Origin of the sequence: Pseudomonas khavaziana, assembly GCF_019145205.1 — a bacterium.
In the GTDB taxonomy this organism is placed as follows: Bacteria; Pseudomonadota; Gammaproteobacteria; order Pseudomonadales; family Pseudomonadaceae; genus Aquipseudomonas; species Aquipseudomonas khavaziana.
Map to the genome: position 1 here is coordinate 131,784 of NZ_JAHSTT010000008.1, position 17,446 is coordinate 149,229.

The 17,446-nt window shown below is 59.6% G+C and carries 15 protein-coding genes and 1 pseudogene; 7 read left to right on the plus strand and 9 right to left on the minus strand.

Annotation, left to right across the window (positions count from 1 at the left end; all coding sequences use genetic code 11):
• Positions 1 to 34: 34 nt before the first annotated feature.
• A pseudogene (locus tag KVH01_RS29995) lies at positions 35 to 151 on the plus strand (outer membrane lipoprotein carrier protein LolA); the annotation flags it as partial.
• A 75-nt stretch (positions 152 to 226) separates the two neighbouring features.
• Here the strand turns inward: KVH01_RS29995 and KVH01_RS19745 are convergent.
• Positions 227 to 1,813 (minus strand): ABC-F family ATPase, encoded by a 1,587-nt coding sequence (locus KVH01_RS19745; protein ID WP_080889092.1) that lies wholly within the window; start codon positions 1,811 to 1,813, stop codon positions 227 to 229.
• A gap of 142 nt (positions 1,814 to 1,955) precedes the next feature.
• Positions 1,956 to 3,194 (minus strand): MFS transporter, encoded by a 1,239-nt coding sequence (locus tag KVH01_RS19750; RefSeq protein WP_217882559.1) that lies wholly within the window; start codon positions 3,192 to 3,194, stop codon positions 1,956 to 1,958.
• Positions 3,195 to 3,348: 154 nt separating this feature from the next.
• Between KVH01_RS19750 and KVH01_RS19755 the strand changes: the two genes are divergently transcribed.
• Entirely contained in the window at positions 3,349 to 4,161 is an 813-nt protein-coding gene (locus KVH01_RS19755) for a class I SAM-dependent methyltransferase (RefSeq protein ID WP_217882560.1), read from the plus strand.
• Positions 4,162 to 4,300: 139 nt separating this feature from the next.
• On the opposite strand, the gene KVH01_RS19760 is transcribed toward KVH01_RS19755, so the two are convergent.
• Positions 4,301 to 4,687, minus strand: coding sequence for a TIGR03067 domain-containing protein (locus KVH01_RS19760; protein ID WP_217882561.1), 387 nt, complete (start codon positions 4,685 to 4,687; stop codon positions 4,301 to 4,303).
• Between the two features lie 339 nt (positions 4,688 to 5,026).
• Here KVH01_RS19760 and KVH01_RS19765 point away from each other — a divergent pair, with 339 nt between their 5' ends.
• Together KVH01_RS19765 and lpxO are read left to right on the plus strand one after the other, a co-directional pair.
• Entirely contained in the window at positions 5,027 to 6,361 is a 1,335-nt protein-coding gene (locus KVH01_RS19765; protein WP_217882562.1) for a Wzz/FepE/Etk N-terminal domain-containing protein, read from the plus strand.
• Between the two features lie 264 nt (positions 6,362 to 6,625).
• A complete protein-coding gene (lpxO, locus tag KVH01_RS19770) occupies positions 6,626 to 7,525 on the plus strand; it encodes a lipid A hydroxylase LpxO (RefSeq protein WP_043049844.1) in 900 nt (299 codons plus the stop codon).
• A 19-nt stretch (positions 7,526 to 7,544) separates the two neighbouring features.
• Here lpxO and ligD read toward each other — a convergent pair whose 3' ends face one another.
• A complete protein-coding gene (ligD, locus tag KVH01_RS19775) occupies positions 7,545 to 10,043 on the minus strand; it encodes a DNA ligase D (protein WP_217882563.1) in 2,499 nt (832 codons plus the stop codon).
• A gap of 24 nt (positions 10,044 to 10,067) precedes the next feature.
• Positions 10,068 to 10,907, minus strand: coding sequence for a non-homologous end joining protein Ku (gene ku / locus KVH01_RS19780; RefSeq protein WP_217882564.1), 840 nt, complete (start codon positions 10,905 to 10,907; stop codon positions 10,068 to 10,070).
• Positions 10,908 to 11,092: 185 nt separating this feature from the next.
• Between ku and KVH01_RS19785 the strand changes: the two genes are divergently transcribed.
• On the plus strand, positions 11,093 to 11,407 hold the full coding sequence (locus tag KVH01_RS19785) for a hypothetical protein (RefSeq protein WP_124400574.1): 315 nt from the start codon (positions 11,093 to 11,095) through the stop codon (positions 11,405 to 11,407).
• An 11-nt stretch (positions 11,408 to 11,418) separates the two neighbouring features.
• Positions 11,419 to 12,576 carry a PQQ-dependent sugar dehydrogenase gene (locus tag KVH01_RS19790; RefSeq protein WP_217882565.1) on the plus strand — a complete coding sequence of 386 codons (1,158 nt, stop codon included), beginning with the start codon at positions 11,419 to 11,421 and terminating at the stop codon, positions 12,574 to 12,576.
• Between the two features lie 68 nt (positions 12,577 to 12,644).
• Here KVH01_RS19790 and KVH01_RS19795 read toward each other — a convergent pair whose 3' ends face one another.
• Positions 12,645 to 13,124, minus strand: a complete 480-nt coding sequence (locus KVH01_RS19795) for a nuclear transport factor 2 family protein (RefSeq protein ID WP_217882566.1) — start codon at positions 13,122 to 13,124, stop codon at positions 12,645 to 12,647.
• 55 nt (positions 13,125 to 13,179) lie between these two features.
• Positions 13,180 to 13,743, minus strand: coding sequence for a TetR/AcrR family transcriptional regulator (locus KVH01_RS19800; RefSeq protein ID WP_217882696.1), 564 nt, complete (start codon positions 13,741 to 13,743; stop codon positions 13,180 to 13,182).
• A gap of 125 nt (positions 13,744 to 13,868) precedes the next feature.
• Between KVH01_RS19800 and pssA the strand changes: the two genes are divergently transcribed.
• The gene (gene pssA, locus KVH01_RS19805; protein ID WP_217882567.1) at positions 13,869 to 15,212 is read left to right on the plus strand and encodes a CDP-diacylglycerol--serine O-phosphatidyltransferase; all 1,344 of its coding nucleotides are present in this window, start codon (positions 13,869 to 13,871) and stop codon (positions 15,210 to 15,212) included.
• Between the two features lie 73 nt (positions 15,213 to 15,285).
• On the opposite strand, the gene efeO is transcribed toward pssA, so the two are convergent.
• Positions 15,286 to 16,104: an iron uptake system protein EfeO gene (gene efeO / locus KVH01_RS19810; RefSeq protein WP_217882568.1), complete on the minus strand. Its 819-nt coding sequence runs from the start codon at positions 16,102 to 16,104 to the stop codon at positions 15,286 to 15,288.
• 25 nt (positions 16,105 to 16,129) lie between these two features.
• Positions 16,130 to 17,434, minus strand: coding sequence for an iron uptake transporter deferrochelatase/peroxidase subunit (gene efeB / locus KVH01_RS19815; RefSeq protein ID WP_217882569.1), 1,305 nt, complete (start codon positions 17,432 to 17,434; stop codon positions 16,130 to 16,132).
• Between the last annotated feature and the right edge of the window lie 12 nt (positions 17,435 to 17,446).

Sequence of the window (17,446 nt, forward strand, 5' to 3'; positions counted from 1 at the left end):
CTCGTTCGCTGGCGGGCGGTGAAAGCATCATGGCATAACCGGCACCCCTGTAGGAGCGAGCTTGCTCGCGAAGAGCGTCAATGATAACGCGGGTAGACTGATTCTCCGCGGCGCTCTCAGGTTTTTCGCGAGCAAGCTCGCTCCTACAGTAGTGGGTATGCAAAAAGCCCTGTCACATGGACAGGGCTTTTTCTTGCAGCTTGCAGCTAAAAACTAATGGCTGCCCTTAAAACACCACGCCCTGACTACGCAGGTAGTCGTCATAGGTGCCGCTGAAGTCGATCACGCCGCTCGGGCTCAACTCGATGATGCGAGTGGCCAGGGACGATACGAACTCACGGTCGTGACTGACGAAAATCAGCGTGCCCGGGTAGTTCTCCAGCGCCAGGTTCAGCGCTTCGATGGATTCCATGTCCAAGTGGTTGGTCGGTTCGTCCATGATCAGCACGTTCGGCTTTTGCAGGATCAGCTTGCCGAACAACATACGTCCTTGCTCACCACCGGAGATCACCTTGACCGACTTGAGGATCTCGTCGTTGGAGAACAGCATGCGCCCAAGGGTGCCGCGGATCACTTGCTCGCCCTGGGTCCATTGGCCCATCCAGTCGAACAGGCTCATGTCGTTTTCGAAGTCACTCGCGTGATCCTGGGCGTAGTAGCCCAGTTCTGCAGCATCGGTCCACTTGATGCTGCCGGCATCCGGGGTCAGTTCGTTGACCAGGGTACGCAGCAGGGTGGTCTTGCCGATGCCGTTGGGGCCGATGATCGCCACGCGCTCGCCGGCTTCAACCTGGAAGCTGAAGTCTTTGAACAGCGGCTTGCCATCAAAACCTTTGGCCATCTTTTCGACCATGACCGCCTGGCGGTGCAGCTTTTTAGTCTGCTCGAAACGAATGAACGGGCTCACACGGCTCGAAGGCTTGACCTCGGCCAGTTGGATCTTGTCGATCGCCTTGGCACGGGATGTGGCCTGCTTGGCTTTCGAGGCGTTGGCCGAGAAGCGGCTGACGAAGGATTGCAGCTCGGAGATCTGCGCTTTCTTCTTGGCGTTGTCCGACAGCAGCTGCTCGCGGGATTGGGTCGCCACGGTCATGTACTCGTCGTAGTTGCCCGGGAACAGGCGCAGCTCACCGTAGTCTAAATCAGCCATGTGGGTGCACACGCTGTTCAGGAAGTGACGGTCGTGAGAGATGATGATCATCAGGCTGGAGCGCTGGGTCAGGATGTTTTCCAGCCAGCGGATGGTGTTGATGTCCAGGTGGTTGGTCGGTTCGTCGAGCAGCAGCACTTCCGGGTCGGAAAACAACGCCTGGGCCAGCAATACGCGCAGCTTCCAGCCAGGGGACACTTCGCTCATCGGGCCGAAGTGCTGCTCCAGGGGAATGCCCAGACCCAGTAACAGCTCGCCGGCGCGGGACTCGGCGGTGTAGCCGTCCATCTCGGCGAACTCGGTTTCCAGCTCGGCCACGGCCATGCCGTCGTCTTCGCTCATTTCCGGCAGCGAATAGATACGGTCGCGCTCGGCTTTGACCTTCCACAGCTCCTCGTGGCCCATGATCACGGTGTCAAGCACGGTGAATTCTTCATAGGCGAACTGATCCTGGCGCAGTTTGCCCAGGCGCACATTCGGCTCCAGCATGACCTGGCCGCCGGATGGGTCAAGGTCGCCGCCGAGGATTTTCATGAAGGTCGACTTGCCGCAACCGTTGGCACCGATCAAGCCATAGCGGTTGCCGGCGCCGAACTTGACCGAGACGTTCTCGAAGAGCGGCTTGGCGCCGAACTGCATGGTGATGTTAGCTGTGGAGATCAATTACTTTACCTATCAATGGGTTGCGAGCGTGACGGCAGGTGCCTTCAGGCATGCGTCAACAGCGACATCAAGGCGCGAAACCCGGTCGCTGAGCGAAAAATTTGGGGTGTGTGTTGGAATTTGGCGCGCATTGTCGCATATGTCAGGCAACAGGTGTATGGCGAACGAAGGATGGTTTTGCCAACGTTTCCGGCATGGCCAGCCATAACAGCAGCAACGCAATACCTGCCACGCCGGCCAGCGCCAGGAAAGCCGCGTTGTAGCCAGCCTGCTGCACCACGAAACCGGCCAGGCTGTTGCTCAGCGCCGCGCCCAGGCCGAACACGGTGGAGAGGGCGCCCAGGCTGACGTTGAAGCGCCCGGTGCCTTGGGTCAGGTCCTTGACGATGACAGGGAACAGGGCGCCGAAAATACCGGCACCGATGCCATCGAGCATTTGCACTGCTACCAGCCAATAGGGGTCGCTGGACAGGGTATAGAGCACGCCGCGCAGCGGCAGGATCAAAAAGCCAGCCAGCAACAGTGGCTTGCGCCCCCATACATCGGCCTTGAGCCCTACCAGCCAAGCCATCGGCACCATCACCAACTGCGCAGCAACGATGCAGGCGGAGGTCAGCGGCGTCGCCATCTGCAGGTTGATCTGCGCCAGCTTCTGGCTGACCAGTGGCAGCATCGCGGCATTGGCAAGGTGAAACAGCGCGCAGCAGACGGCGAACAGCAGCAGCGGGCGGTTGGTCAGCAGGGCGTTCAGACCCGAGGGCTGCTCATGGTCGTTGTGATGGGCGGGGTCGAAGCCACGGGCGACCTCATGGTCAATCGCCCTGGCCGGCACGCAACTGACGGCGATGACACTGGCCACTGCCATAAATGCCATCAGGTAGAACACCACCACCGGCCCATACAGATAAGCCAGGCCTCCGGCCAGCAATGCGGCCACGGCGTTGCCGGCGTGATTAAAGGTTTCGTTGCGCCCGGTGCGCCGAGTGAAGGCACGGGGGCCGGTGATACCAAGGGAGATGGCAGAAATGGCCGGGGCAAATACTGACGCGGCAACGGCGCTGGCGGCTTGGGTCAGCGTCACCCAGCCAAATGAGCTGACGAAGGGCAGCAGCAGGCAACTGGCGGTCACCAGCAGCGCGGCGATGGCAATCACTGCACGCTTGCTGCGCGTTCGGTCGATCAACGCCCCCGCCGGGCCCTGGGTGACCAAGGCGGCGATGCCGGCGAGGGTCATGACCACGCCGATACTGGCCGGGTCCCATTTATGGACTGCCAGCAGGTAAATCGCCAGGTACGGCCCGAGACCGTCGCGCACATCCGCGAGGAAGAAGTTCAGGCTGTCCAGGGATAAGGCAATGCGCTGGTCTGAGGGATGGGCCACGGTGCGTTCTTCGAGAGCGGCGTCCGGGGGCCGAACACACGTTGGGGTAATGACCTGCAAGCTCGACGATAAGTTTCGCCGAAGCCGAGGGTTTCATCCTGCAGGTATTTGTCTTACTTTCCCAAGCCCGCAGTACTGACTTTCTGGAGAAGCAATGGACATGCCCTCAGCGCAAGAGGCGATTGCCAGCAACAAGAACGCCTGGGATGAGTCGGCCCGGCTGCACAAAGACACCGCGACCTGGTCGACGCTTCTGGGCCAGGTCGCCAAGCCTGATTTCTCCTGCCTTGATCCCACCATTACCGCGGTGCTGCAAGAGGTCGGTGTGGCGGGCAAGGATGTGGTGCAACTGGGTTGTAACAACGGGCGCGAAAGCCTGTCGTTGTATAGCCTGGGCGCGCGTTCGGTGGTGGGGATCGACCAATCCGGGGCGTTTCTTGGGCAGGCGCGGGAACTGGCTGCAGTCTCGCCCCATAGCCCCGAGTTCATAGAGAGTGACATCCACGCTTTGCCGGAGCGCTTGCACGCGCAATTCGATATCGCCCTGGTGACCATTGGTGTACTGGGCTGGATGCCGGATGTGGCGTTGTTCATGCAGCATGTCGCCCGTGTGCTGAGACCTGGCGGCACGCTGGTGATGTACGAAACCCATCCCTTCCTTGAGGTGTTCGACCCGCGGGCGGCCAACCCGTTGCTGCCTGCCAGCTCTTACTTCCAGCGTGAGCCTTTTGTGCTGCAGGAATCCATTGTCTATGAAGGGCAGGGCGAACTGGCCGGACCGACGTCCTATTGGTACGTGCACACCCTGGGCAACGTGGTCAGCGGGGCAATTGCTGCGCACATGCAGATTGGGCATTTGCAGGAATACCCGCACTCCAATCGGGAAGAACTCTACGATCAATATGAACATCAGGCAGCGCAATTGCCCCTGTGCTTTACCCTCACGGCCACCAAGCTGGTCGAATGACAGCGTTTGGCTCACGCAAAAAAAAGCCCGCGAGGAGAGGCGGGCCAAGTGATTCACTGGAGTAGGTAGGCCTGACTCTAACGGCCGGAAAGTGAAGGTCTTGTGAAAATACCGTGATCGAATCGGATAAACGCGACGATCACGACCGTCGCACGAAGGTGCGCATGGTTTGCCCAGGGCCGGTGCTGAATACCCTTGGCCTGGGCATGCCTTCGTCCGCTGCGATAAATACAAAATCATCGCCTTCGAGCCGGTAACTGGCCGGTAACCGCTTGCCTGCGTCATCACCGATGGTGTCAATCCAAGTGATGCTCTTGGGTGCGGTATCGGCGTCCAGCACAAACCGGCCAGCCAGCAATGTCTCTCCCGTTACCGTAACAACTTCGAAGCGGTCTGCGTTGATAGTCGTGATAGCACCCGGCGCACTGTGAGCGTCGTCGGGGTTGAGCACGCCAGCGTCTTCGAGGGCCGTTTGTTCCCAGGCACCTTGAAGAGCGTGAAAGTCAGCGGTTGACAGAGGCGACATGCAAATTCCTTATTGCTGAACCAAAAAGTATTCAATTGTACCGAGAGTGGGGCCACAAAGCGGGGATGCTGATTTTTTTCTTTATAAGACAGGTATTTGACAGCATTTTCATGTTGTATTGACTACGATGGTATCGAGGTTAGTCCGACATGGCTGTTTCATTTGGACTACTCATCGATATAAAACCGAAATAATCCCCCAAGCTGTGGGATATTTCAGCAGACTAAGTGGTCAGATCGCCATTGGTCCGCCGTAGCCAGGGCGTTGTCCCTGATTTTTGAAGTCATTCGGACTTCTGAGAATGATGGCCTTTTAGTATTATTTTAAGGTGTTCTTATTTTGAATCGAACTACCCCACTCCCGCCTTCCGCAGCGTCTGATGAAATTGATCTGTTTGAACTGTTTCACGCCATTTGGCGGCAAAAGAAGCTCGTCATCGGCTGTACGCTTTTGGCAGGTGTATTAGGTGCGGGGTATGCCTTCCTGGCGCCCAAGACGTATGAAGTCAGCAGTGTGCTGCGACCTGCGGCAATTAACGAACTGGATGCCTTGAACCGTTCGGAAGTTTATAAGTTGCCCCCCGCTGATGCGTTGCTGAAGGTGGGCGCCCAGTTGGACTCCTACGAGGCCCGCCTAGGCTTCTTCAAGGACCATGAAGAGTTGTTCAAGGCGTTCAAGAAACCTGGGCAGAGCCTTGAGCAGAGCTTTGAGGAGTTCAACCGCAATTCCGTCAATCTGATCCTTCCCGACCCGAAGAAATCCGATTCGCTGAGCAACTATATCCGCCTGGAACTGCAATACCCGGCCGACGTCGATGGCGTCGCGATCCTCAACGGTTTTGTGGACTACGCCATTGCTGCGGAACGCCAGCAAGTCGGTGCCGATCTCAAGGTCATCGTCAATAACCGCTTGACCGAGCTCAAGGGCAAGATCGACGCCGCCCGCTCCAACTACGATACCGACAAGGAGTCCAAGATTGCCAAGCTGCTTGAGGCTGACCGTCTCAAGCGCGCCCAGCTACAGGACGAACTCAGCGCGCTGCGCCTGCAGATGAAGATGGAGCGCACCAATCGCCTGGCCGAGCTGGCGGAAGCCATCAGCATTGCCAAGTCCATGGGTATCCGCACACCGACCACACCGTCTTCCATGGCCGACGCCACGCGCAGTTCGGGCCAGGTCATGCGCACCGAGGTGAACAATCAGAAGATCCCGCTGTATTTCATGGGCACTGAAGCATTGGAGGCCGAACGCGCCGCATTGCAACAGCGTACCAGCGATGATTTCACCAACCCGCGCATTGCCGAGATCGGCAAGGAGTTGCAACTGCTGGAAAGCAACCGCGAGGTCGAGGTGCTGCGCAAGCGGGGTAATGAAGACATTTTCCTGCAGGACGTAGAGCCGCTTCGCGCTGAAGTCGCCAGGTTGCGCGGCTTGAACATCGATATGAGCAACCTGAAGCTGGTGACGATCGACCGCCGTGCCCAGGAACCTTTGTCGCCGATCAAGCCGAAAAAACCGCTGGTGATCGCATTGAGTCTGGTCGGTGGCCTGCTGCTTGGCCTGATGATCGCACTGATCCGCTACTTCATCCGTAGCCGTAGCCAGGCGGTACCTTATACGGCATTGGGTGATAGCAGCTTTACCCGTCGCGAGGGTAAAGACGAGACCTTGTAAGTGTGACAAACGCCAGAAACAGGTGGGCACAAAGGCCCGCCTGCTCATACCCATAGCACAATCAGTGGACAGGTTTTCACAATTCTTAGTTAACCTTAGGTTACAAAGTGTGGCTAAATAACGGCCAGTGGTTCCACGCCGAAGGGTTGCCCGACCGGTCGTGCCGCCTGTATGTGAATTGTGATTTCAGGTGCTGCTTATCATCCTCGGCCGTTGTGGGCCCGCAGGTGCAGCCTGTTCTCTCCCTGACTTGTGACGAATCCCTTGAAACTCATCATTGTTGCTCTCTACGTTGCCTCCATTGCGTATGTACACCTGCGCGGCCGGGTGCGGCACAAGCTGGGGCGCCAGCTTAGCGATCACTCGACGTTCCTGGCGCCGGTCAACTGCTTCCTGTACCTGTTCTCCAAGCAGCCAGGCCGCCCCTATCTCTCACCCAGCGACTTTCCAGAGCTGAGCCCTTTGCAGGAGCATTGGGAGGAGATCCGCCAGGAAGGCCAGAACCTGATGAGGGCAGGGGAGATCAAGCGTTCGGATCAGTACAACGACGTAGGTTTCAATTCGTTCTTCAAGTCGGGCTGGAAACGCTTTTATCTCAAGTGGTACGGCGACAGCCACCCCTCGGCGATGAAGCTATGCCCACGCACCACCGAGTTGGTGCAAAGCATCGGCTCGATCAAGGCCGCCATGTTCGCTGAGCTGCCGCCAGGCTCCAAGCTGGTGCGTCACCGTGACCCGTACGCAGGCTCCTATCGCTACCACTTGGGGCTGGATACGCCTAACGATCCGGGCTGCTACATCAATGTGGATGGCGAGAGCTATTACTGGCGCGACGGCGAGCCGGTGATGTTCGATGAGACCTATATCCACTATGCGGAAAACACCACCGGGAAAAACCGCATCATTCTGTTCTGCGATATCGAACGCCCCATGAAGTACCGCTGGGCTGCGGCGTTCAATCGTTGGTTCAGTCGCAACGTGATGGCGGCGGCGGGCTCGCCCAATGACGAGGGTGACAAGACCGGTGGCCTGAACCGTGCCTTTACCCGCCTGTACAAGATCCGCCTGCGCGGCAAAGAGCTCAAGAAGCGTAACCGCACACGTTACTATCTGGAAAAATGGGTGATCTTTGCCGGCTTGGCGCTGATCTTCATTCTTATCTGAACCTGGCGCCGGGTGCGAATCACTGTGGTGGTTTCGCGCCCAGCCTGTCCCATATCTTTTTGCTGATCTTCTGTCGATTGGCGTAGCCGGCCCACGGATCCTCCTTCAGACCCTGCAGCCGCTCATGCAGGTTCGCCACCGTCCACTGCTGGGCGCCACGCAAGTCTTTCAATTCATCCCGACTGACCGGCACCGATACCGGCAAGCCCGGCCGCGCCCGCACGGAATAAGCTGCCACCGTACTGGCGCCCCGGGCGTTGCGCAGATAATCGATAAAGATCTTGCCCACACGGTTTTTGGGGCCGCTGGTGGCGGTGAAACGCTCCGGCAGCTGCTGGGTCATGAACTGGGCCATTGCCTTGGCGAATGCTTTCACAGTGTCCCAGCCATCGCGTCGGGCCAGCGGCACAATCAAGTGCAGGCCTTTGCCGCCGCTGGTCTTGACGAAGGCTTGCAAACCCAGCTCATCCAGTACTGACAATGTCAGCTGGGCCGCCTCCAGCATGGCTTTCCACGGCAAGGCCGGATCCGGGTCGAGGTCCAGCACGAACAGGTCCGGCGTTTCAATCTTGTCTGTCGTGGCGCCCCAGGTATGCAACTCGACGGTGCCCATTTGCACAGCGCCGACCAACGCGTCCTGGCTGTCGATTTCCATGAGACGCGCGTGGCCAGGGTCCAGCGCCTGGTCAAGTTGCTTGATGTGGGGAATGGTCATGCGCTCGGAGTGCTTCTGGAAGAACTGTTCGCCCTCAATCCCCTCCGGGGCCCTGAGCAGCGACACGGGCCGACCGTGCAGGAATGGCAGGATCCATTGGCTGATGCCGGCATAGAACTGTGCCAGTTGCTGTTTTTGCGTGCCGCTTTGCGTATCGATGACGCGCTCGGGGTGGGTGATATTCACCCCACTTTCGGTGGTTTTTGCCGTGGGTTTTTTGGGCTTCTCCAGGGATTTTGCCGCGCGCGGCTGTTCATGGATGATCTGTGCGGCAGGCTTGTCCGTGCGTAAGCCGAGAAACGCCGCCTGGCGCACCACACCCTCACGGGTCCATTCGGTAAATTGCACTTCGCCCACCAGCGTCGGTTCAACCCAATGCACGCCACGGGCCTGGGCGCTGGTCAGTGGTTTTCCCAGCGGCGAGGTTTTGCGCTCAAGGGCGGTGAGCTTGGCGTAGATGCTCTTCAGCGCCGCCTGGTCAAAGCCCGTGCCCACGCGCCCGGCGTAAACCAGCCCGTTGTCGTCGTTGACCGCCAGCAACAGTGCGCCAAACCCACTGCGCGAACCTTGCGGGCGGGTGTAGCCGACAATCACGAACTCCTGGCGCAAGCGGCATTTGAGCTTGATCCAGTCCGCGCTGCGGCTTGATACGTAGAGGCTGCCGGCGCGCTTGCCGATCACGCCTTCAAGGGCCAGGTCACAGGCACTTTCGAAAATGTCGCGCTGGTTGGCGGCGAACGCTTCAGAGAAGCGCAGCAGCTTGCTACGGCTGCCGGAAAGCGCGGCCTTGAGCGCGGCCCGGCGTTCTTCTACCGCAATGTGGCGCAGGTCTTGCCCATCGAGGAAGGGCGCATCGAACAGGTAATAGACGATATCCAGGCTGCGGCCAATATCGAAGGCATTCTGCAGCGCCTGGAAATCCGGCAGACCGTCGGCGTTGAGACTGACGACTTCACCGTCCAGCCAACTGTCCTTGAGCTTGAGCGCCTGCAACGCTTTCACCTGGCGCGGCAAGCGCTCGGTCCAATCGTTGCCGTTGCGGGTGAACAGGCGCACCTCACCGTCGCGGATACGCGCCAGCATACGGTAGCCGTCGAATTTGATCTCGTACAGCCAGTCGCCAGCAGGGGCGCGGTCGACCAGGGTTGCCAGTTGCGGGGAGAATTGCTCTGGAAGGGCAGCGGTTGCTTTCTTGGGTTTTGCAGCTTTCCTGGCTTTGCCGGCGGCTTTGACTTTGCCCACCGAGGCGTCGCTGAGCACACTGTCGGGCCGGGCCTGGACGATATCGTAGTCGGACGCTGGGCGGGCCTGCTGGTCCTTTTCCTTGATCAGCAACCATTGCTCCTTGTCGCCGCTGCCTTTAAGCCGGGTACGCACCAGGGCCCAATCCCCCGAGAGCTTCTCGCCGACCAGGGTGAACTTGAGTTTGCCGGCTGCGTAGGCCTTGTGCGGATCATCATGGGGTTGCCACAGGCCACGGTCCCACACGATCACATCCCCGGCGCCGTATTGGCCGGCGGGAATGCTGCCCTCGAAACTGCTGTAGCTCAGGGGATGGTCCTCGACATGCACCGCCAGGCGCTTCTGGGTCGGATCCAGGCTCGGGCCCTTGGGCACGGCCCAGCTCAACAGCACACCGTCGAGCTCCAGGCGAAAGTCATAGTGCAGGTTGCGCGCATCATGCTTCTGGATCACAAAACTCAGGGCCGAGGTTTTGCGCTTTGTGGCGCGTGAACTGCCGGCCGGTTCGGCGGTGATCTCAAAATCGCGTTTGCGGTTGTACTCGCTCAGGGGCTTTGCCATGTCATTCTCCAGCCAATGGCGGACTCAAGAGGCTTTTTTACCGGACTTTTTTGCGGCGGGCTTCTTCGCTGCCGGTTTGCCCGCCAGACTGCGCTTGAGCAACTCCGTCAGGTCGATTACGTCGGCGGATTTGCGCTCTTCGCTGCCCTCGGCTGTCTCTACATCTTCGATCTTGCCAGCCTTGGCCTTCTGCGCCACCAGGGCCATGATCTTGTCCTGGAAGCTGTCGCGGTACTCATCGGGCTGCCAGTCGGCGCTCATGTCTTCCACCAGGCGCTTGGCCATGTCCAGTTCTCCCTTGGCCAAGGTCGGCTTGGTCACATCGCTGCCCAGCTCCAGCTCGTCCAGGCTGCGCACTTCGGCAGGCCAGCGCAACATCACCAGCACCAGGGCCGACTCCAGCGGCATCAATGCGGCCAAATGCTGCTTGGTGTGCAGCACGACATTGGCCAGGGCGACCTTGCCGGTTTTCTTCAGGGTTTCACGCAGCAGCGCATAGACCTTGCCGCCGCGTTTGTCCGGGGCCAGGAAATACGGCGTGTCGATGTTTTGCAGCGGGATCTGGTCGCTGGCGACGAAGGCGATGATCTCTATAGTCTGGGTCGACTTGGGGTGGGCCGAGCGAATTTCATCTTCGCTGAGCACTACGTAACGACCTTTTTCATAGGCCACGCCCTTGACGATATTCTCCTTGGTGACGTCCTTGCCGGTCGTCTTGTTGATGCGCTTATAGCCCACCGGGTCCATGCTGCGCTTGTCCAGCCAGTCGAAATCGACACCTTGGGATGACGTGGCCGAGACCAGCGATACCGGGATGTGAACCAAGCCGAAACTGATGGCGCCTTTCCAGATTGCCCGCGGCATAGATGCAACTCCTTAACGAAGAGACTGTGTTCTGGTGACTCGTGGGCCAGGGCAAAAGTTTCGACGGGTAGATGCTCGGACAGATCGTGTTACACCTGATGAGAAACTATTTAGTGTCACAACGCGAACCCTCGGGGTAGCGTGTTATCGAACGCAGGTAGTACTCGGCATAGAGAGGTTTGCTCATGAACCGTTGTGTACGTCATCTTGCAGCACTTGCGCTGGGCCTGGCCCTGGCACCATTGGCCCAGGCGCAAAACCTGCCGGGCCGTTACGACACCAACAACAGCCCGATTCATCGGGCCAATCCCAACAGCATGCAGGGCACCCAGCCCAATGCGCCGGCTGTTCGTGGAATCCAGACCACCCCGACCAGCCCGCGACCGACTGTGGAAAACGGCGGCATCGGCAACCGTTATCCGAGGCAGGAAGCGGCGCCGAGTCGCCCGGCCACTGAACCCAAAGCGCCCACCTATGATGCCAACGGCAATCGCCGCTAAGGACTCGTCTTATGTTGCTACGCAAAACCTTGTTGGCCGCATTGTGCGCCACCGTTCTTGTGCCGTTGAGCACGGTACACGCCGCCGATAGCCAGCAATTTCCCAGTGAGCAAGGCAGCGTCACCGCCACGCCGATCGCCAAGGGCCTGGACCACCCGTGGGCGCTGGCGTTCCTGCCCGACCAGCAAGGCTTCCTGGTGACCGAGCGACCTGGGCACCTGCGCTTTGTCAGCCCGGACGGCAAACTTTCCGCGCCACTGTCGGGTGTGCCGCAGGTTTGGGCCAAAGGGCAGGGCGGCTTGCTCGATGTGGTGCTGTCGCCGGACTTCAAGCAGGACCGTATGGTCTACCTGTCCTACGCCGAAGGTGGAGGTGAAGGCGGCAAGGCCGGAACCGCCGTAGGGCGCGGGCGTCTGGCTGACGACCTGAGCGGCCTGAAGGATTTCAAGGTCATCCTGCGCCAGGAGCCCAAGCTGTCCACCGGCAATCACTTTGGCTCGCGCCTGGCGTTTGACCGTGACGGTTACCTGTTCGTGACCCTGGGAGAGAACAACGACCGCCCGACGGCCCAGGACCTGGACAAATTGCAGGGTAAGGTCGTGCGCATCTATCCGGATGGCCGCGTACCCGATGACAACCCTTTCGTCGGCCAGCCCGGTGTACGTCCCGAGATCTGGTCCTACGGCCAGCGCAACCCCCAAGGCCTGGCGCTGAACCCGTGGAGCGGCACGATCTGGGAAAACGAACACGGGCCCCGTGGCGGTGATGAAGTCAATATCATCGAGCGCGGCAAGAATTATGGCTGGCCGCTGGCAACCCATGGCATCAACTATTCCCTGCTGCCCATTCCCGAGGCCAAGGGCAAGACTGCGGAAGGCACGGTGGCGCCGCACCATGTGTGGGAAAAGTCTCCAGGCATCAGCGGCATGGCGTTCTATGATGCCGACCGCTTCAAGGCGTGGCAGCACAACGTGTTTATTGGTGCGCTGGTCAGCCAGGAACTGATTCGACTGCAGTTCGATGGCGACAAAGTTGTTCATGAGGAACGCTTGCTGGGCGAGTTGAAAGCGCGGATCCGCGATGTGCGGCAAGGGCCGGATGGCTTTCTGTATGTGCTGACCGATGAAGATGATGGCGTGCTGTATCGGGTCGGGCTCAATCAGGACTGATCAGGCTTGTGTGGGAGAGGGCAAGCCCCTCCCACAATTGGATCCCATCAGGTTGCAGAACGGGAATGTTACAGGCCCAAGTCCGACAACCCCGGATGATCATCAGGACGACGGCCCAGCGGCCAGTGAAACTTGCGTTCGCTTTCCTGGATAGGCCTGTCGTTGATGCAGGCAAAGCGGTTGGCCATCAGGCCGTTCTCATCGAACTCCCAGTTTTCATTACCGTAGGAACGGAACCAGTTGCCCGAATCATCATGCCATTCGTAGGCATAGCGCACGGCAATGCGGTTACCGGTGAACGCCCACAGTTCCTTGATCAATCGGTAATCCAGCTCCTTGGCCCATTTGCGTGCCAGGAACTGCTTGGCTTCCTCGCGGTTGTGGGCAAATTCAGCGCGGTTACGCCACTGCGTGTCCAGAGTGTAGGCCAGGGACACGCGCTGTGGGTCGCGGGAGTTCCAGCCGTCTTCGGCCAGGCGGACCTTTTCGATGGCCGACTCGCGATTAAACGGCGGCAGGGGCGGACGGGCTTCTGTTTGTGCTGACATTGGGCGGCTCCTGAATACAATTAAGTTAGATCGAAAGTTGCCTGGCCAGTGGGGTTCAAAGTTGCAATAACGTTCGCGCCATGCATTGCGCATTATCGGCAGCTGTTGAATCGCCCATGACCAGGGCAACGGTAATGGCGCCATCGATCAGGATCAGCAGTTGCGCGGCCTGCCGTTCCGGGTCGGGGATACCATGTGCTTGGCATAGTTCAAGTGCGTACTCGAACAGCTTTTGTTTATGCGCCTTGGCTAACAGGCGAACCGGGTCTTGCGCGCTGCCGGTTTCACCACTGGTATTGATAAAGGCGCAGCCACGGAAGTCCGCCGAGCCAAACCAGCCCTTGAGAGCACTGAACAGCCCCAGCAGACGCTCCCCACTGTCCTCGTTGCGTTCGACTTCGCTGCGCAACCACTGCATCCAGCGTTCGTCGCGGCGTTGCAGGGCGGCAATCACCAACTCGTCCTTGTTGGCGAAGTAGCGATAGATGCTTTTTCTCGACACGCCGGCGGTTTTCACCAGCAAGTCCATGCCGGTGGCGGCGATGCCGTGCCGATAGATCAACTTTTCGGTGACGTCGAGGATAATGTCGCGGGTTTCAGTGCTGGCTATATCATTCATGTCGGATAAAGTAGAACGATCGTTCTTCATGGTCAAGCGGCTTTTTTCATTTGTCGATGGCGAGACCTGGGCCGCCCCATGGTGTAAGCTCGGGGCCTCTTCGGATTCGACCCATTGCGAGCCTTATGCCGACGTTCTTCAAACGTTCCCTGTTGCCCAAGCTGCGCGGTTTTCCATTGTCCCCCGAGGCCATCGAGGTGCTGCCCAGCGCTGACGCGTATCGTCGCTGCCTGCTGGAGAAAATCGCCCAGGCCACGCGGCGTATCTACATCGTTGCGCTGTACTTGCAGCAGGACGAAGCGGGCCAGGAAATCTACGACGCCCTGAACGCCGCCAAGGCTGCAAGACCCGAATTGGATATCGTGGTGATGGTTGACTGGCTGCGGGCCCAGCGCGGGTTGATCGGCGCCGGCAAGCAACCGGGCAACAGCGCCTGGTACCAGGCGATGACGCAAAGCCACGCCAGCGAAGTGCCGGTGTATGGCGTGCCAGTGCAAACCCGCGAGCTGTTCGGCGTGTTGCACCTCAAGGGCTTTGTCATTGATGACAGCGTGGTGTACAGCGGTGCCAGCCTGAACAATGTGTACCTGCACAAGTTCGACAAATACCGCTTCGACCGTTACCACCTGATCCACAGCCAGGCCCTGGCCGATTCGATGCAGCACCTGGTGGAACATGGTCTGGTAGCGTCCAAGGCGGTGCATCGCCTGGACCTGCCGAACCCGCCCACCACCCGCAGCCTGCGCAACGACATCGGCGACCTGCGCAGCCGCCTCAAGCATGCGGCCTATGACACCACGGCAGGGCAGTTGCCCAACGGCCACCTGTCAGTCAGCCCATTGCTCGGTGTCGGCAAGAACAACCCCCTGAGCCGGGTGATCCTCGAGTTGATCGCCAGCGCCCAGCAGCAACTGACCATCTGCACACCTTACTTCAACCTGCCATTGCCGGTGACCCGCGAGATCAACCGCGCCCTGGCGCGTGGGGTGAAGATCGACATCGTGGTCGGCGACAAGACCGCCAACGACTTCTACATTCCGCCCAGCGAGCCGTTCAAGGTGATTGCGGCATTGCCGTACCTGTACGAGATCAGCCTGCGGCGGTTTGCCAAGCGTCACCAGCCGATGATCGACAGCGGCCAGTTGAACCTGCACCTTTGGCACGATGGCGACAACACTTACCACCTCAAGGGGCTGTGGGTTGACCAGCGCTACACGTTGCTTACCGGCAACAACCTCAACCCTCGGGCGTTCCGCCTCGACCTGGAAAACGGCTTGTTGATAGACGATCCCAAAGGCCAATGGCTGGCGCCGCGGCGTGCGGAGTTGACGCAGATTTTCCAGCACACCACGCGTATCCAGGGTTACCAGCAGTTGCAGACGCTGGTGGATTATCCGCCAGCGGTGGGCAAGTTCCTGCGCCGGGTCAGCCGGGTGCGCATCGAGCGTTTGCTGTACCGCATCCTGTAGCCGAATAAGTCACGGGTAAAAAAACACCCAGGCCCCTTAACGGGACCTGGGTGTTTTTTTTTGCTCGAAGCGCTTAGTTCAAGCCCAACTTGCCGCGCAGCATCGACAGGTCTTCAGCCAGTGTGTTGACCGGGCCCACCAGCGCCTTGCGGTCGTTGTCCTTGACCTTGTCGTAGGTCTCGAAGCCGCCATCCTGGGTCTTGTACTTGGCCAGGATCTTGTTGACGGTGGCGAAGTTCTTGTCGACCTTGGCCAGGAAGGCCTGGTCTTGCTGGCCGATCTGGCCACGGAACAGGTCGACGATTTTCTTCGCGCCATCGATGTTGCCCTGGAAGTCATACAGGTCGGTATGGCTGTAGCGGTCTTCCTCGCCGGAGATCTTGGTGGCGGCGACTTCTTCCAGCAGCGCGGCGGCGCCGCCGACGACTTTTTCCGGTGGGAAGGTCAGGCCGTCGACGCGGGTCTTGAGGTCGTTCACATCGGCGTTGAGCTTGGCGGTCAGAGCCTCCAGGCCCTGGGTCGAGTTCTGCGCGAACAGAGCATATTCAATACGGTGGAAGCCGGTGAAGTCTTCGGCCGTCACACCTTTTTCATGGTCATCGACGCGGGAGTCGATGGACGCGTCGAGGTCGCTGAACAGCTCGGCGATCGGCTCGATGGCCTCATAGTGCACGCGGGTCGGCGCATAGAGCTGCCTGGCAGCGGCCAGGTCGCCTTTGTTGATGGCGTCGGTGAAGGCCTGGGTCTGGGTGACCAGCTCGCCGATTTCTTCGGTGACATAGATCTTATAGTCCGACACCGGCCCTACCAGATCCAGTGGTGCGGTGGCGGCGAAGGCTGCCAGCGGCGCAAGGCTCATTAACAACGGCAACGCGATAAACGACTTCTTCATGGGAGACATTCCGCTCTGGTTTGTTTCAGGTATTGGCAGTGGTTGGTGAGGACGTTGCGGCGAGCAGTGTGCGCCCAAGGAAATCCTTGGGTCCGGTGACCCCCGGCAAGGTGAAGAAATAGCCGCCGCCAACCGGCTTGAGGTATTCCTCCAAGGGCTCGCCGTTGAGCCGCGTTTGCACGCTGATAAAGCCTTTCTCCAGGTCGGCCTGGTAACAGATGAACAACAACCCCATGTCCAGCTGACCGTTTTTGTTGACGCCGTTGGAGTAGTTGAAGGGCCGGCGCAGGATCAGGTTGGCCTGGGTCTGCGGCGTGCGCGGGTTGGCCAGGCGGATATGGGCGTCGAGCTTGGTCAACTTGCCTTCCGGGTCTTTGCTGTAGTCCGGAACCTGGGTTTCATGCTGGCCATCCATGGGGGCGCCCGTGGGTTTAACGCGGCCTATTATGCTTTCCTGTTCTTGCAGCGGGGTGCGATCCCAACGCTCGACAAAGTTACGGATGATACGCACGGCCTGGTAACTGCCATGGGCGGTCCAGGCCGGTTCGTCGTTGCCGGGTTGGACCCAGACGATCTGGTCCATGGCCTTGGCATCGTTGGAGTCCGGGTTGGCCGAACCATCGCGAAAACCCAGGAAATTGCGCGCACTCTGCGCAGGCTCGCCGGGCTTGGCCGGTGCCTGGGGCGGCACGCTGCCTTCCTGTTTCCAGCGCACCAGCAGCAGGTCGGGCAGGTTCTTTACGATGTCGCGCAGGGCGTGGATATTGGTGTCCGGCGTATTGGAGCTGAACTGCAGGCTCAGGTCGCCGTGGCATTGCGCCGGTTCCAACGCATCGTTGGGAAAGCCGACCATGCGGCTAAGGCGCTTGGGCTTGACTGCCTTGAGGCCGAAGCGCTCATCGAACAACGACTCGCCCACCGACACGGTAATGGTCAAGTTATCCGGCGACACCACCGGACCGAGGATGCCGGAATCGGTAGGTGGCAATTTCGGATCGACTTGGGGCACGGTGCCACCGCTCATCAGGAACGCGATGCGCTCGTTCAAGGTACGCAACAGCCGCTCCAGATCTTCACGGTCGCTGGCCAGTACATCGAACGCCACGACCATGCCGCAGGCCGGGCGTGGTGTGACGATGCCGCTTTGGTGCTGGCCGAAAAACGCCTGGCGGTCATGGGTCTTGTCACTGCGCGGTGCGCTGGTCACCTGCTCTGCTGCTGCGGCCATGGCCGGGCAACTCAAGCTGCTGCCGGCAATTGCCGCGCCAGTGGCGGCCATGCCCAGCAGGACGCGGCGGCGTTGGAGATCAAACTGTGGTGTATCACTCATAGTGCGGTCGTC

Bases quoted from the DNA above. Each gene is read 5' to 3' on its own strand.
- KVH01_RS19800 (WP_217882696.1), bottom strand. From the start codon at position 13,743: ATGAATGATATAGCCAGCACTGAAACCCGCGACATTATCCTCGACGTC.
- KVH01_RS19795 (WP_217882566.1), bottom strand. From the start codon at position 13,124: ATGTCAGCACAAACAGAAGCCCGTCCGCCCCTGCCGCCGTTTAATCGC.
- ku (WP_217882564.1), bottom strand. From the start codon at position 10,907: ATGCCGCGGGCAATCTGGAAAGGCGCCATCAGTTTCGGCTTGGTTCAC.
- KVH01_RS19755 (WP_217882560.1), top strand. From the start codon at position 3,349: ATGGACATGCCCTCAGCGCAAGAGGCGATTGCCAGCAACAAGAACGCC.
- efeB (WP_217882569.1), bottom strand. From the start codon at position 17,434: ATGAGTGATACACCACAGTTTGATCTCCAACGCCGCCGCGTCCTGCTG.
- KVH01_RS19790 (WP_217882565.1), top strand. From the start codon at position 11,419: ATGTTGCTACGCAAAACCTTGTTGGCCGCATTGTGCGCCACCGTTCTT.
- efeO (WP_217882568.1), bottom strand. From the start codon at position 16,104: ATGAAGAAGTCGTTTATCGCGTTGCCGTTGTTAATGAGCCTTGCGCCG.
- ligD (WP_217882563.1), bottom strand. From the start codon at position 10,043: ATGGCAAAGCCCCTGAGCGAGTACAACCGCAAACGCGATTTTGAGATC.
- pssA (WP_217882567.1), top strand. From the start codon at position 13,869: ATGCCGACGTTCTTCAAACGTTCCCTGTTGCCCAAGCTGCGCGGTTTT.
- KVH01_RS19785 (WP_124400574.1), top strand. From the start codon at position 11,093: ATGAACCGTTGTGTACGTCATCTTGCAGCACTTGCGCTGGGCCTGGCC.
- KVH01_RS19760 (WP_217882561.1), bottom strand. From the start codon at position 4,687: ATGTCGCCTCTGTCAACCGCTGACTTTCACGCTCTTCAAGGTGCCTGG.